This is a genomic window from Roseobacter sp. (genome assembly GCF_045106495.1).
GTDB lineage: Bacteria > Pseudomonadota > Alphaproteobacteria > Rhodobacterales > Rhodobacteraceae > Roseobacter.
Window position 1 is genome coordinate 28,418 of record NZ_JBGCEQ010000036.1, and the last position, 14,167, is coordinate 42,584.

The 14,167-nt window shown below is 53.3% G+C and carries 16 protein-coding genes and 1 pseudogene; 4 read left to right on the forward strand and 13 right to left on the reverse strand.

Annotated elements, in window-relative coordinates; genetic code table 11:
- Positions 1 to 4: 4 nt before the first annotated feature.
- Positions 5 to 745: a cytochrome c biogenesis CcdA family protein gene (locus tag AB8B75_RS18785; RefSeq protein WP_405364354.1), complete on the reverse strand. Its 741-nt coding sequence runs from the start codon at positions 743 to 745 to the stop codon at positions 5 to 7.
- A gap of 85 nt (positions 746 to 830) precedes the next feature.
- Here AB8B75_RS18785 and AB8B75_RS18790 point away from each other — a divergent pair, with 85 nt between their 5' ends.
- From AB8B75_RS18790 to AB8B75_RS18800, 3 genes are read left to right on the forward strand one after another with little or no spacing between them, the layout of a single operon-like run.
- Positions 831 to 1,193, forward strand: a complete 363-nt coding sequence (locus AB8B75_RS18790; RefSeq protein ID WP_405364355.1) for a hypothetical protein — start codon at positions 831 to 833, stop codon at positions 1,191 to 1,193.
- Between the two features lie 18 nt (positions 1,194 to 1,211).
- A complete protein-coding gene (locus AB8B75_RS18795; RefSeq protein ID WP_405364356.1) occupies positions 1,212 to 1,583 on the forward strand; it encodes an ArsR/SmtB family transcription factor in 372 nt (123 codons plus the stop codon).
- Between the two features lie 38 nt (positions 1,584 to 1,621).
- Positions 1,622 to 2,674, forward strand: coding sequence for a YeeE/YedE family protein (locus AB8B75_RS18800; RefSeq protein WP_405364357.1), 1,053 nt, complete (start codon positions 1,622 to 1,624; stop codon positions 2,672 to 2,674).
- A gap of 188 nt (positions 2,675 to 2,862) precedes the next feature.
- Here the strand turns inward: AB8B75_RS18800 and AB8B75_RS18805 are convergent, their stop codons facing one another.
- The 5 genes from AB8B75_RS18805 to AB8B75_RS18825 all read right to left on the reverse strand — a co-directional run bounded on the left by AB8B75_RS18805 (position 2,863) and on the right by AB8B75_RS18825 (position 7,660).
- Positions 2,863 to 4,050, reverse strand: a complete 1,188-nt coding sequence (locus tag AB8B75_RS18805) for a phytanoyl-CoA dioxygenase family protein (RefSeq protein ID WP_405364358.1) — start codon at positions 4,048 to 4,050, stop codon at positions 2,863 to 2,865.
- Positions 4,051 to 4,751: 701 nt separating this feature from the next.
- Complete coding sequence (locus AB8B75_RS18810; protein WP_405364359.1) at positions 4,752 to 5,003, reverse strand: PepSY domain-containing protein; 252 nt, start codon at positions 5,001 to 5,003, stop codon at positions 4,752 to 4,754.
- Between the two features lie 17 nt (positions 5,004 to 5,020).
- Positions 5,021 to 5,458, reverse strand: coding sequence for a hypothetical protein (locus tag AB8B75_RS18815; RefSeq protein WP_405364360.1), 438 nt, complete (start codon positions 5,456 to 5,458; stop codon positions 5,021 to 5,023).
- A 30-nt stretch (positions 5,459 to 5,488) separates the two neighbouring features.
- Positions 5,489 to 6,460 (reverse strand): YVTN family beta-propeller repeat protein, encoded by a 972-nt coding sequence (locus AB8B75_RS18820; RefSeq protein ID WP_405364361.1) that lies wholly within the window; start codon positions 6,458 to 6,460, stop codon positions 5,489 to 5,491.
- A 12-nt stretch (positions 6,461 to 6,472) separates the two neighbouring features.
- On the reverse strand, positions 6,473 to 7,660 hold the full coding sequence (locus AB8B75_RS18825) for an ABC transporter substrate-binding protein (RefSeq protein WP_405364362.1): 1,188 nt from the start codon (positions 7,658 to 7,660) through the stop codon (positions 6,473 to 6,475).
- Positions 7,661 to 8,107: 447 nt separating this feature from the next.
- Between AB8B75_RS18825 and AB8B75_RS18830 the strand changes: the two genes are divergently transcribed.
- Entirely contained in the window at positions 8,108 to 8,866 is a 759-nt protein-coding gene (locus AB8B75_RS18830; RefSeq protein ID WP_405364368.1) for a quinoprotein dehydrogenase-associated SoxYZ-like carrier, read from the forward strand.
- Positions 8,867 to 8,875: 9 nt separating this feature from the next.
- On the opposite strand, the gene AB8B75_RS18835 is transcribed toward AB8B75_RS18830, so the two are convergent.
- The 7 genes and pseudogenes from AB8B75_RS18835 to AB8B75_RS18865 all read right to left on the reverse strand — a co-directional run.
- Positions 8,876 to 9,430 carry a PQQ-dependent catabolism-associated CXXCW motif protein gene (locus AB8B75_RS18835; RefSeq protein WP_405364363.1) on the reverse strand — a complete coding sequence of 185 codons (555 nt, stop codon included), beginning with the start codon at positions 9,428 to 9,430 and terminating at the stop codon, positions 8,876 to 8,878.
- A complete protein-coding gene (locus AB8B75_RS18840; RefSeq protein WP_405364364.1) occupies positions 9,427 to 10,272 on the reverse strand; it encodes a substrate-binding domain-containing protein in 846 nt (281 codons plus the stop codon). The genes AB8B75_RS18835 and AB8B75_RS18840 overlap by 4 nt, the downstream gene beginning before the upstream one ends.
- Complete coding sequence (locus tag AB8B75_RS18845) at positions 10,256 to 10,759, reverse strand: c-type cytochrome, methanol metabolism-related (RefSeq protein ID WP_405364369.1); 504 nt, start codon at positions 10,757 to 10,759, stop codon at positions 10,256 to 10,258. The genes AB8B75_RS18840 and AB8B75_RS18845 overlap by 17 nt, the downstream gene beginning before the upstream one ends.
- A 72-nt stretch (positions 10,760 to 10,831) precedes the next feature.
- Entirely contained in the window at positions 10,832 to 12,634 is a 1,803-nt protein-coding gene (locus AB8B75_RS18850; protein WP_405364365.1) for a methanol/ethanol family PQQ-dependent dehydrogenase, read from the reverse strand.
- A gap of 127 nt (positions 12,635 to 12,761) precedes the next feature.
- Positions 12,762 to 13,163: a c-type cytochrome gene (locus tag AB8B75_RS18855; RefSeq protein WP_405364366.1), complete on the reverse strand. Its 402-nt coding sequence runs from the start codon at positions 13,161 to 13,163 to the stop codon at positions 12,762 to 12,764.
- Positions 13,164 to 13,199: 36 nt separating this feature from the next.
- The gene (gene fghA, locus AB8B75_RS18860) at positions 13,200 to 14,024 is read right to left on the reverse strand and encodes an S-formylglutathione hydrolase (RefSeq protein WP_405364367.1); all 825 of its coding nucleotides are present in this window, start codon (positions 14,022 to 14,024) and stop codon (positions 13,200 to 13,202) included.
- A gap of 5 nt (positions 14,025 to 14,029) precedes the next feature.
- Positions 14,030 to 14,167, reverse strand: a pseudogene (locus tag AB8B75_RS18865) (S-(hydroxymethyl)glutathione dehydrogenase); the annotation flags it as partial.

Sequence of the window (14,167 nt, forward strand, 5' to 3'; positions counted from 1 at the left end):
TTGATTACCCGATGGTGCTGAACCAGGGGATGTAGTCCAGCATCCATTGGGCAATTACGTTGATTGAATTGGTCGCTATGAGCACACCGAACAAGATCAGCAGCGCACCCATCAGCTTCTCGATGAGACTCAGGTGCTTTCGAAATCGGGCCATCCAGGACATGAACGGTCCAATGAACAGGGCCGCTGCAATAAAAGGCAAGGTCATGCCCAGACCGTAGGTAAATAGGAGCAGACTTCCCTGCCCCGCAGTTTCTTGACCTGCAGCGGTAAAGAGAATGGCTGCCAAGACCGGACCCACACAAGGGGTCCAGCCAAAGGCAAAGGCCAGCCCGATCACGTAAGCGCCGATCAAACCCACATTGGACGTATTGCCAGTCTCTGCGCGAAACTGGCGATAGAGAAAACCAATGCGGAAGACGCCGAGAAAATGCAGTCCCATGACTATGATTAGGGCGGCGGCGAACCAGCGCAGAATGTCAAAATTCGCACGAACGAGAGATCCGAACACCGTAGCAGTTGCGCCAAGCCCGACAAACACCGTGATCACCCCGAGTGCAAAGCAGCATGCCGCAAGGAATGCGCGTATCCGCACGGCGGTTGAAATCTCGGACTCCGCCGAGATCTGGTTCATCCCCACACCGGCAAGGTAGCTCAGATAAAACGGAACCATCGGCAATATGCACGGTGACAAAAAAGACAGCAAACCCGCAACCAATGCGCCGAAAAAAGTGACATCGAACATGTCTTGGTCGCCTCGTCTCTTGAGATATTCACGAATTAGATTATGATCAAGTGAAGGCATACGTCAATGAGAGGACCCCGCCGCAATGCTAAAAGCACTGGCTGTTTCGATGTTGGGACTCTGGCCCATTGCTGGCGTTGCGAACCCTTTTTTGCTAATGGCAGAAGAAGATGGCTGTTACTGGTGCGCCAAGTGGAATGAAGAAATCGCGCACATTTATCCAAAGACGGTTGAAGGACGCACGGCGCCCCTGCATCGTTATGACTTGCACAGCGACACACCAGATGTCGAATTTACCAAGCGTGTGCATTTTACTCCGACATTCGTACTCGTTGTTGATAATAAAGAGGTCGGCCGGATCGAAGGATATCCCGGCGAAGACTTTTTCTGGGGCCTGCTCGGTATGATGTTTGAGCGCGCGGAAATCCCCTTGGAAAATGGGAGTTAACTCAATATGACGCTTGATATGACAACTGAAGTTGACACATCCAAAGAGAACGTTTCCCGGCTTCCTGTGTTCGACAAAGACATGTGCGCCGAAGATATGGAACGGATGATGGAGAATGCACAGCGCGCCTCCAACTTCCTGAAAGCGATCAGCCATGAGGGTCGGTTGATGATCCTTTGTCATCTCGCATCGGGCGAAAAGTCGGTTACGGAACTCGAAGAACTGTTATCTGCGCGCCAGGCAGCCGTGTCCCAGCAGTTGTCACGCTTGCGTCTGGAGGGGCTTGTCACACCGCGCCGGGACGGCAAGGCAATTTACTACAGCTTGACAGACGACCGCCCAAAGCAAATCATGGAAGTGGTCTACGACCTGTTCTGCAGGACAGACTGATCAAACGCCTCGCCAGCGTTTGATGCTGGGAGGACTAAATGCTGGAAGCACTCGGAGACGCGAATACAGTTGCGCTCATCGGATTTACGGGTGGGATCGCACTTGGCCTAGCCGCAAGGATTGGCAGGTTTTGCACCCTAGGTGCGATAGAAGATGTTCTTTATGGTGCCGATGATCTTCGGTTGCGGATGTGGGCCATAGCCATCGGCGTCGCCATCCTTGGTGTACACGTGTCAATCGGTGCGGGCCTGTTTGAAAGTGTCGAAACCGCCTATCTGACGCGTGTGTGGAACCCGTTTGGGACTGTCATTGGTGGTCTTTTGTTTGGCTACGGGATGGCCTTAAGTGGAAACTGCGGATACGGCGCATTGGCGCGCCTTGGTGGTGGTGATCTGCGCTCCTTCGTGATTGTGCTGGTAATGGGTTTGTCTGCCTATTTCGTGATGTCAGGGCCGCTGGCGCATGCCCGTGTTTGGCTTTTCCCTGTCGAAGAAAATGCAACATCGCCGCAAGGTTTCACGCAGCTTCTTGAGCTATATGGGGTGTCGCCTATGGTGACCGGTCTCGCCTTTGCCAGCGCACTCCTTGTGTTGGCTCTCTCGAAAGCAGAGATGCGCAAATCTTTCCGTCATATTGCTTGGGGAATTGTTGTTGGGCTTGCGGTCGTTTCTGGTTGGCTCGGCACTTATTGGGTTGCAACAACTGGTTTTGATGCTGAACCCATTGAAACGCACACATTTGCCGCACCAATTGGGGACACCATTTTCTACAGCATGACCGCTTCCGCCACAGCGCTTTCCTTTAGTGTTGGTTCGGTGCTGGGGGTCGTCGTTGGCGCAGCAGTTGGGTCCTATTCCAAAGGCCACTTCCGCTGGGAAGCATGCGAGGATCCCCGCGAGCTCCGCCGGCAAATTTTGGGCGCCGCGATCATGGGGCCCGGCGCCATTCTTGCTGTCGGGTGCAGTGTCGGCCAAGGCATTTCGGCTTTTTCTGTTCTGGCCTATAGCGCCCCGGTTGCTTTTATCTCGATTTTCGCTGGAGCCGCATTTGGCTTGAAGCAGTTGATTACCGGGTTTGCACCAGCGGAGTAATGTTTCGGCTGGTTGGCAATACAAAAAGTTCGCGAATGTCTTTGCGTTGTTGAGAAGTTTAGCATTCAAACTGGTGCATTGCGGCTACAGAAATTATAAGAATCCCCATTTTGAAACAGGGCTTATTGTAGACCGAAGTCTAGGATTGAGGATCATCGATGCTTAGGCCTTAGAACAAGGTCTATTCTTCAGTGTGACCGTTTGCAGTGTTGTTGTTCACACAGGGCTTTTTCGAATTTTTCTGCCTCCCAATTGCCATCCAAAGCCCGTTGCATCAATTCTTGTTGGCTTTCAGGTGCCATCCCACTCAGCGGCGAATCCAAATCAAGGTTGGCTGGAAATGGGTAGCCCTCGGCGCAGGCCGCGACAACACAGGCGACCTCGTTCTGGTCCAACGCACCTTCGGCCACCATTTGCTTTAGCACGGGATACAAAACACTGCTCATGCGTGCTCTGTCGACGATTTCAATAGAGCGCCCATAGCTCGAACCAACCTGCATCAGATTGGCCATACGGTCGATGTCTTTCGTATTGTTATCACCCGCCGCGTGAAACACTGCCGGATTGAAATAGAGTGTATCCCCCTTTTTCAGCGGCAACTGCTCCGCGTTCGCCTCAAAGTATTCGCGGAATTCCGGCAACTGTGCAGCAAGATAGCCCGGAAGATAGGTCTGTGAAAAAGGCAGCAACTTAGTGGGACCGGACTCCAGCGGCATATCGCAATGCGCAATCGCACCTTGTAGTGTCAGAGTAGCAGAAAGGCCGTGAACACGTGCTGGATAGCGAGTCAAAACCTCTGGAGACTGGAAGCCCATATGGTAGTCGCGGTGGCACGTTTGAGCTTTGCCACCTGGGCGCACCACATTGACCTGGGTCGTGATCTGATAAAACGGCCCCAACCAGGATTGGCTCACCTTGGAGACAATCGAATTGGCATTATAGAGCGCAAACAAGTCTGGAGCCGCCATACACAGCTTCTCATGCGCGTTCCAAACGCGGCTATTGGCCCCAGCGGCAGCGAAATGATCGCCCGCACCGTCTCCGCTCTTGCGTTCTTGTTCAATTATTTGGTTCAAGACCTCTGAAACTTCATCAATCAATTCAAGGTTCGTATATGTATTGCGCACGACCATGATGCCGGCGCCAGTCGCCAGAACATCATTCCATTCCGCCATGTATTGGTGAGTTTGCGCATCACTCAAGAATGCTCTGCGAACATCATCGCCCTCGTAGATTGGAATGTTTTTAACGATCTCCGCGGCATATGGCACGGATGCGGCAGAGGTTTCGCGTTCCACATGCGTCCGGAAATCTTCGAGCGAACAGGAGTCTGCGGATAACCATACGGTGCTGTCTGTGTGGGATTGTTTTGACATGAGTTTGCATTTCTTTTTTGAGTAAAGCGCCCAACCCTCCGTGAGGTCAATTCGGGCGGGTGCCAACGTCTAATCCAGGGTATATCCCACGTCAAAGACCTGTTAGGAAATCCCTTGGACCTTCTATTCCATAGCATTAAGTTGCTATTGTTTGAATGCGTCGCTCTTCTTGCAGCGCTGATCCATAAACCCACCGCGACAACCTCTTGTACCATGTCGCAGACAGGCAGCGCGAATTCCACTGGACGTGGGGATATCGCTTATCCCATTGCTCATAGGGCTGGCATGCGGCGCAACATTCGACACAGGTCAAGGCGCGCGCATAACGCGGAAGATTCGTTGCGCCACCGTGCCATGCGATTTGCACGAAACCATGGCGGTGCACGCAGGAGCCGGACATACCGGTCTCGCGATTTTGGCAGCCGGCAAGTTTCCGATGACATCAATTCTGTAAATAGATCGCCGAAGCGATCCGAAACTTCGGCTTCCCAATCAGGCAGTGCCAGAGACTTACTTTTCTTGCAACGGGCCAGATATCGTCCGAATAAAGGCGGCACAGTAAATTGCAGCAGATTTCACCCCGATCGTATTCCAGCCAATAGTTTGTCGGGCAAACACCGCAGAAGATGTCACAGAGGTTTCTGCCGCGCTCACTCGCCCAACACCGAGGGCCAGTTTTGAACTTCGCTCACATCTGGTGATTACTCTGCGCGACGACTCACCTCGTTAAACTCTTTGTCCAATTTGATGTCGAATTGATTGCCACCCTTGCAGATAACGTCGTCGAGGTCATAACCGTCTTCTTCGACTTCGATGTCATCTGAATCCATTTGACATTCCATCGCTGCCAGTGTGGCTTCAATCTTTTCCACAGTCGCCGCGTCCGGCCCGTCTTCCGCGAAGGCTGGAGCTGAAATCAAAGCGACCAATGCCAAAACCGTTGCATGTTTCATTATCATGGTTCCTTAGCTTACTGAATTGAGATTGTGATGGATTGAGCATCGCCGGTCGAACCCGGAATGCGCAGGGTGTGGCTGCCAGGCTTGATGGCAACAAACGACAATTCGGCGACACCGGCTTTGTCAAACTCAATGCTATCAATGGCCATAGGGCGTATTTCTATGCTGTTGATAACAATCTCATTCATCCAGATGGCCCGGAAAAAACTCGCTCCTTCTACCGCCAATTCAGCTGATCCGTCGGCGGTGATCTCCATCTTGTAGTAAGCGCCGGACTGCAATTGCACATCCCGCCCCAGAGGTTGACCGGAGGCCAGCAACACCTTGATGGTTTCGCCTCGATTACATTTTGCCAGTAGGCCAGCAAATCCCAAATCGTCGCACAGTGGCGCGGCGACAACCGGACTGCTCAATATGGCCACTGCAGCGGCCGCCAAAAGTTTTTTCATTTTCTCACTCCCATGATCTTTTGTCTTGTTTCAATCGATCACCACCACGCCCCAGGGCTGTTGGCCAACTTGAATCGATTTGATCGCCTTTTCCTTTGCCACGTCGATGATGGTGATGTCGTTTGAATTACCATTCGTCGTAAGCAGAAATTTTTCATCAGGTGTGAAGTCAAGCTGCCAGACACGTTGACCCACAAGAATGTAGTCAAGCACTTCCAGGCTTTGTGCATCAACAACCACCACGCGATTAGACGGTCCAAGTGCGACAAACAGGCGCTTGCCATCACTGGTCACCCGCGCTCCCACAGGTTGCAGCCACTCCGGTTGAATACCGGAAACTTCAAAAGATATTTTGCCCACGACGGTCGGTGCGCCATCTTCTGCAATGTCCATCACGGTGACCGTGCCGCCTATTTCAGACGTTACAAACAAACGCTTTCCGTCAGCCGTGTAATGCGCATAGCGCGGCCGTTGGTCGACCAGAATATTGTATTTGATCTCATAGTCTTCTGTGGAAATAAAATGCGCCATGTTTGTGGTCTCTGAGGTATTGACCACAAATTTCGCATCTGGGCTCATGCCCATTCCTTCAGGTTCCACACCAACTGGGATCTCGGCCAAAACCGTGCGGGTTTCTGTATCGGTAACAGTGACCAGATTGTCGTCTTCGTTGGCGATATAAAGGCGTTTGCCCGACGGCTCCAGGATGAAAAGCTCCGGGTCGGGACCGGAAGGTAGGCTGGGCAGTTCCTCGTAGGTTTTCGCGTCAAACACCCGGACAAGGTTGTCGTCAGAAGCGCAGACATAGATTACGCTGCCGTCCGGACTGGCTGTAATCCCACGCGGGCGATTGCCCGCGAAAAACTCGGTTTCTACTTCCCAGGTCTCTGTGTCAATAACGGTGATCGTATTGCCACGTTCATTCGAAACAAAGGCTTTGCCAGCGTAGGCAGGCGCCGCCAAAAGAGCTGCGCAGCAGGAGGCAAGGATTACCGATTTCATTTCTATCTCCATTTATTCAAATGCCGTGCAACCGGACTCAGGGCGATCAAGCCCCATTGTATCCAACAACGAGTTTTGGTGCAGGAACCCATCTTGCGGACTGACACTCACGGTTATGGTCCCATCGTAAAGTAAAATCGGCTGGCGCAACTGGCCATTCCAGTTACGGAACGTCACTTTCTGCCCCTTGAAGGCAGCCAATTCAAACGCGTCCGAGATCGCGTAGTTGCGAACGCCAAGTGGTTCAGCAGTATTCGCACGGGTGACGGCCTCGCCGATGACGCGCAACGCCAACCAAACATTGTAATCCTCAGGTTTTGCATATCTGCCCGTCAGAGCCTCAAACCGGGTCTGGTACTGCGTCGCACCGTAGGCCTCATGCGCGCCGTGAAAGGTTGTTGGCACCAATCCGCCAGAACCCATTACAGGACGTGGGGTCCAGAGGTGATAGCTGAGATAGCGCGCGAAGTAATCGGTGGCGTCCGCCGCAATCACCACATCATGATCTTCCGCATCCTGGGTAAAGGTTGGCAACTGACGCTGCACCAGAACATGCCCTGAGTCTGTGCGCCGCGATCCACCCGTGTCTTCAAAAGACCGGTCCTCTACGATTTTCGCACCATACTTTCGGGCCGAATTCCGATAGGCTTCCGCCAGCGCAACATCACTTGGATTGGATCCCGCGATCAAGAACCAATCCGTCCACTTTTTCCAAACCGCAAATTGCGCCACGGCATCTGCCATCATCGCGTTTGACGGGACCGTGTGGAGCAAATTTCCCCGACAGGACTCATCACGGAGGTCGATGTCTGGCGCACGCGCATTAAACACCAATGCATCCGATGCGGCGGCCTGATCGGTCAGCAGCTCCAATTCATCCCTGCGCGCCTGGATAACGACAAGCTTGATGCCATCGGACAAGATCTGCGTCAAAGCAGCTTCTGCCTCTTCCGGGGTCGCGGCAATGGTCACTGTTTCATAAGTGTGGCCCAAGAAACCACCTGTGGTGCCGTTGTCCTCATCTGCCAAGGCAGCACCTGCAAACCCCAGATCGTCTGGGGGAAGATCATATCTGCTAATCGGCAGCAGCGTTGGATAATCAACGCGCAAGACAGCTGCTTTCACCTCGATCGCGAAAGCAGCACCTGTGGATGCAAAGAAAGTAACCGCCGCCAGCAGCGACGCGCATAATCTTGTCACCTAATCCTCCCTCGCTCGGCTTTGGTGCCGAGCCTCCCACTTACCTGCCGAAACCAGTGCGGCGTAAACCGATACTTTTGGCCGGGTTGTTTGTCCAAGCCTAGCAGCGGCACGTTGAAGCACGATTCTTATTTTTTAAGAATGGCGTTATGCAACTGACCAGAATTGCCTTCTCGCAGCGATGCGAGGACATAACCGAGAACAAACTACATTGAAATTCTTGCGTGAATAGCAGGAATTCGCACCAAGTGAGTTGTGATCGTTTATCCGGACCGAGGGACCGATGCGCCTTTTCGCATCGAATTTCGACCGGAGGACAATTTTCGTGATACAGTTTGCAGGAACCAATAAGGTCCCACGTCGTGTCGGGGTCCAGCTATCGGGAGATCTTGTGTGAAGCACCTAGCACTATCGGCGTCATTACTTCTGATTACCGCTCTGCCAGCAATGTCCAGCACCGAAGCCTGGGATTCGGTGAAAGCACAGCTTTTCGGGGATCGGACCCTGTTGAACGGTGACGGTGTCATTGCCATTGATGCGCCTTACCGCACACCTGATGATGCGCGCACGGATCTTGCGGCGCAGATCAAAGCCCCAGACGGCGCGCAGATTGCAAAGGTTACCGTCGTCCTGGACGAAAATCCAATGCCGGTTTCTGCGGTCTTCGAGCTTGAGCAGCCGCAACCGGGTTTCTACTTTGACATCACGATGCGGGTCGACGGCCCGACCCCGTTGCATGTGATTGCAGAAACGTCAGATGGCAGGGTGTTCGTGTCAGAGACATTTGTGAAAACCTCGGGCACCGGAGCCTGCGCAGCGCCGCCCGGAACAGACCCAGAGCTTGCGCTGGCCACGCTCGGGCGCATGAACATCGATGTTCTGGGTGCTGTGCCGGGCACAAACTCCGGAAAAATAGCCAATCTTGCATCGCGGTTGAGTAAGATGGATGTGGATATCTCGCATCCGTCCCACTCCGGTATGCAAATGGATCAGATATCGCTGCTTTTCATTCCCATGCGCTATGTCGAGAACGTTGAGATTGATCTAGATGGCGCTGGGTACGTTGATGTGACCGGCTCGATCTCGCTATCGGAAAACCCGCGTCTGGGTTTAGCCGTGCCGCAAAGCACGCAATCGGTAGATGTCACAATGACCGACACAGACGGGACGATCAGCCACGCACATAAAGATCTACCTGGGTTCTGATACAACCGTTTACTGGGTCTGAGGCTGGCCCTCTTCTGGTTCAATCCGTTCCAATGGATAGTCCCAGAGCTGCCAACCATCTGTGCCCTCAGGCATCCAATAGACAGACGTGTACCCCCACTCAACGGCGCGTTTGGCTGCGTTCCAACTCATCCAGCAATCTTCCAGGCAAAAGATCACGACTGCATGGGTTTGATCACTGCGCGTTATCTTTTCAAGTCCAGCGCGGAAATAATCAGCCGTCACATCGGCAATGGCGCCATATCCTACATTGGGCAACCAGATTGCACCCGGTATGGAGTTGCGCGGTTTGTCACGCCAGATTGTACCTTTGGGTAAATTCGCAGGCTTGGGCGGTTGCGGAAGCACATCGATAAACGCAGCCTCGCCGTCCGACCAAATTGCATGTGCTTGTTCGGCGCCAATCACCGTCGCGCCCTGGAGCGTCGCCGGTACCGGGTTTCGATAGTGGTCCATCCGATAGTCATCTGGTTCGGGAACAGTTTGCGCCCAGCCAGCCGTGTGGAGAACGCAAAGCGCCGCCGCTAGCAGAGCTTTGGTCAATTGGAAATGTCCATGACTTCGGTCCCAAGGTCGGTCACCAGCGGAACACCAACGTCGTCCAGAAGCGCGTTGATCTCATCCTGATTTCGCCGGATCAAAGAATTGAGCTTGCGTTGCCAAACCTTCTCGCCTTGACGCACGCCCATTGTGATGCGGTAAAACAATCTAGGTGGCAATTCTTCCTTGATCAACGGAATGACCTTGAGATCTGAAAAATCCGTTTTCACCAAAGGTCCACCCAGAGGCCCCCAAAGGATTGCGGCATCGATCTCGCCTGAAGAGAGATCATTGAGCATGTCGACAGCGGGGCTTTCATGACGTCGGTCCACCACTAGGTTGTAAGCCTTTGCCTTGCCGATCAGCCCGTTGCGCGCAAGATGCGCGGAGGGTGGTGTTCCGGCGATGATACCAATTTTACGGCCCTTCAAGTCCGGGTCCGAAAGCGATTCTACATCTGCCAAATCGCCGTCATTTGATACGATCAAAGTATAGACCGATGTAAAGTAATGGTTGGTGTTCAACACCAGCTCATGCCCTTGCGCGTAACCCATGATTACATCGCATTGCTTGGCATTCAGCGTATTGCGCACAAAACCGGTCGCCATAGGGTACCAAGTATATTGCACAGGCAGTTCTAACTTTGATCCAACCAGTTCGGCGAGCTTGTTCTCAAACCCGGTTTCGTCGCGGGAGGACATTGGAAAATTCGCGGGATCCGCACAAACACGCAAAGCACTGTTCGAGACCAGGTCTGATGTCTGTGCACCTGCGGATCCCGCGAGGGAGACCCCTAACACTAGGGGTAACAGCAGGGCACAAATTCTATTAGCCCATGCAGGCATCTTCATCCTCACGGATTATGTCTGATTTGGCTTCCTTCTTGGCAGGGCGTCCGCGTGGGACAATTTCGGTGCCACGGGCTTTCATGTAGACGTAGATATCGTCCAGATAGCACATGACGTTCGGGTTGCTGCCAAAGGCAGGCATGACCGAGTTATGCGATGCGTCTACCTTTTTGCGGCCATTGGTCACCACATCCACAAAATCATAGTAATCCATGTCTATGGCTGATGTTTTCAATGCGGGTGCGTATGTTGATCCTTCGCCTTCGGGTCCATGGCAGACGTGGCATTCGGCGTGGTACCGGCGAAAGCCGGAGAACGTCAACCAATCAACCGTGCCATCTTCGGCGACGTTGAAAGTTGGTATATCATCTTCTGTAAAGTAACGACCGTCCTCCGAATAGGCGACCGTTACGTTGTCGGCTGATGCGGCGATCGGAAACACGACGATCAAGCCGACAGCGAAAAGACGTGCTGCTATTTTCATGTTCACTCCCTGTGTCACATTGCTGGCACGACCGAAAAGTCGCGCCAGCATTTTAAGTCACCACATAGGTGATCAGTTTGGCAGTGCGAAGACTGTCAGTTGACCCCCGAGCGCGGTGTAGTCGCTGAGTGCGGCATAACCGCCAACAGCGCCCAAACCGTCGTTGGGATTGGTCAGACCAGCCGCAAGACCGATGCCAGCCCAGCCGCCAACACCCGAAAGAATGCCGACATACTGTTTGCCGTCGGATTCGTAGGTCATGACGTTACCGATAATGCCAGAGGGCGTTTTGAAGCTGTAAAGCTCCTCTCCGGTATCAGCGTGCACGGCTTTCAAGTGGCCTTCCAGTGTGCCGTAGAAGACGATATCGCCTGCTGTGGCGAGAGCACCGGACCAGACAGAGAACTTCTCAGGAATGGACCACTTGATCTCACCAGCGATGTTGTCCCACGCAATGAAGTTACCCATGCCACCATGGCTTTCAGGTGCCGGATACATGGCCAGCGTCGCTCCGACGTAGGGTTGACCAGCAGTATATGACACACGGAAGGGCTCATAATCCATGCAAACATGGTTCGTCGGCACATAGAACATTTCCGTTTTCGGCGAGTAGGCTGCTGGCTGTTGGTCCTTGGTGCCCAAAGCCGCCGGACAAATACCGGTGGAGTTCACGTCTTCCCCGTTCTGCTCGGTGGAGTATTGAGCCACAACTTCCGGACGCCCATAGGTTTCGCTGTCCGGATCCATATCCACACCGGTTGTCCAGTTCACAACTGGGTCGAACTTTTCAGCGACCAGCAGCTCACCCGAAACGCGGTCCATGGTGTAGGCCAAGCCATTGCGGTCAAAGTGCGTCAGAAGTTTGCGCTCTGCACCGTCAATTTCCTGTTCTGACAGGATCATTTCGTTGACACCATCGTAATCCCACTCGTCATGTGGGGTCATCTGGTAGAACCATTTGGCTACACCGGTATCAATGTCCCGTGCCATCACGGTCATGGACCAACGGTTGTCGCCAGGTCGCTGCGCCGGGTTCCAGGTCGATGGGTTACCGGTGCCATAGTAGAACAGGTTCTCGTCAAGATCTGCCGAATACCAACCCCATGTGGTACCGCCGCCGATCATCCACTGATCGCCTTCCCAGGTATTCGTACCTGAATCAACACCAACAGGTTTGCCCAGATGCGTTGTATTTTCCGGATCTACGAGGATGTCGGAGTCCGGTCCCATGGAATAAGCGCGCCAGACTTGCTCGCCGGTGTTGATGTCGTAAGCCGTTGTGTGGCCACGCACGCCAAACTCACCACCAGATATGCCAACGATGATCTTATCTTTGACTGGCAGAACGGTTGCAGTGTTGGTTTCGCCAATCGCGGCATCGCCGTTCTGGGCTTCCCAGACCACGTCACCTGTTGCAGCGTCCAGTGCGACAACCTTGGTATCCGCCTGATGCAGGAATATCTTGCCTTCCGCATAGGCGACACCGCGGTTAACAGTGTCACAGCACATGACCGGAATGACATCCGGATCCTGCTTGGGTTCGTATTTCCAAACAATCTTACCCTCATTGGCAAGATCAAGCGCGTAAACGATGTTCGGGAACGGTGTATGTACATACATCATGTCACCGATTACCAGCGGCGAACCCTCATGCCCGCGAAGAACTCCGGTCGAGAATGTCCAGGCCACCTGAAGATCACCAACGTTTTCCGCGTTGATCGTATCGAGTTCAGAATAACGCTGGTTTTTGTAGTCGCCAGTTTGGATTGCCCATTGGCTTGCGTTGTCCATTTGTGCCACGAGATCGTCATTTGCATAGGCCATACTGGCAGCGCAAAGAGCGATTCCGGACGTCAAAAGCGTTAGCTTTTTCATCAAAGTACCTCCCTAGTATGCGGCAGGATTGCCGCGAAAATGACACCCTCGCCCGGTTCTGGGCTTGGCATCAGATCTTTTCTGCGCGGCTGGTCTCTCCTGTCAGCCGCATAGAAAATCTTTGCTCTTACGAACCTTCCCCTGAGAAGGACGCAAGATATGCGATTACGTTTTTGCGGTCGTCTTCTTTACGCAGACCTGCAAAAGACATCTTGGTGCCCTTCGCGTAGTTCCGCGGCTTTTCCAAAAAGGCGTCAAGCTCTTCAGGCGTCCAGGTTTTCCCTTCGCCCCCCAACCCCACCAAGACATCAGAATAGCCGAAGCCTTCGCCCGAAGCGATGGCACGACCCACGACACCATTCAAAGCAGGTCCAACTTTGTTTTCTGCGCCCTCACCTACGGCGTGGCAGGCCTTGCACTTGCGAAACACTTTCTCGCCGGCCTCTGCATCCCCAGTAACGTGGCTATCCGCGAAAGCGAAAACGGGGACCAACGCAAAACAGGTTACACTTAAAAACGTCTTTAGCATTTGGAGCCTTCCATGCTGTGATCTTGTATTTTCATATCAATGCAAACGCGCCGCGTGCCATTTCACGTGATCGCGGGCAAAACTGTTCACGAAGAAGTACGAATGGTCGTATCCTTCCTGTATCCTCACCTGACCAGGCTGGCGGCGACGCGCCATCGCATCTGCAAGAGCTTCGGGCTTCAGCAAGTCCAGAAACTGATCTCCGGCGCCCTGATCTACCAGCAAGTCGCCCTTCCAGCCGTGTTCCTGCAGCAAAAGCGTCGCGTCATGTTCCGCCCAACTGCTTTCATCATCACCCAGATAAGCACTCAGTTGTTTGCGTCCCCAATCGGATTGGGTCGGGTTGGAAATTGGCGCGAAAGCCGACAATGAATCAAAGAGGCCTGCGTTCCGGATTGCGATTGTAATCGCACCATGCCCACCCATCGAATGTCCAGTAATGCCATGTTTGTCCTGCACCGGCAGATTATCAATCACGATCGAACGCAATTCGCTAACGATGTAATCATACATCCTGTAGTTGGTTTTCCAAGGATTGCGCGTGGCATTCAGATAGAAACCGGCACCTTGCCCCAGATCGTAGGCGTCATCGTCTTTTACACCCGCACCTCGTGGCGACGTATCGGGGAAGATGACTGCCAGTCCATGCTCGGATGCATGTTCCTGAAATCCACCCTTGGTCATGGCGTTTTCATGAGTGCAGGTCAGCCCGCTGAGATACCATAAGACTGGAACTGGCGCTGTTTCCGCCTGCGGTGGCAAGTAAGCCGCAAAAGTCATTTCGCATCCGCAGGTATTAGAAGGGTGCTTGAAAACTTTCTGGCGACCACCAAAGCTTCTGTTTTCCGAGACCAGCTCCATAGCCCTCAAAACTCCACGACGGCGCGGATGGACTTTCCCTGGTGCATCAGGTCGAAGCCGTGGTTGATCTCGTCCAGCGTCAGTTTGTGGGTGATCATCGGGTCGATCTCGATCTTGCCGTCCATGTACCAATCGACGATCTT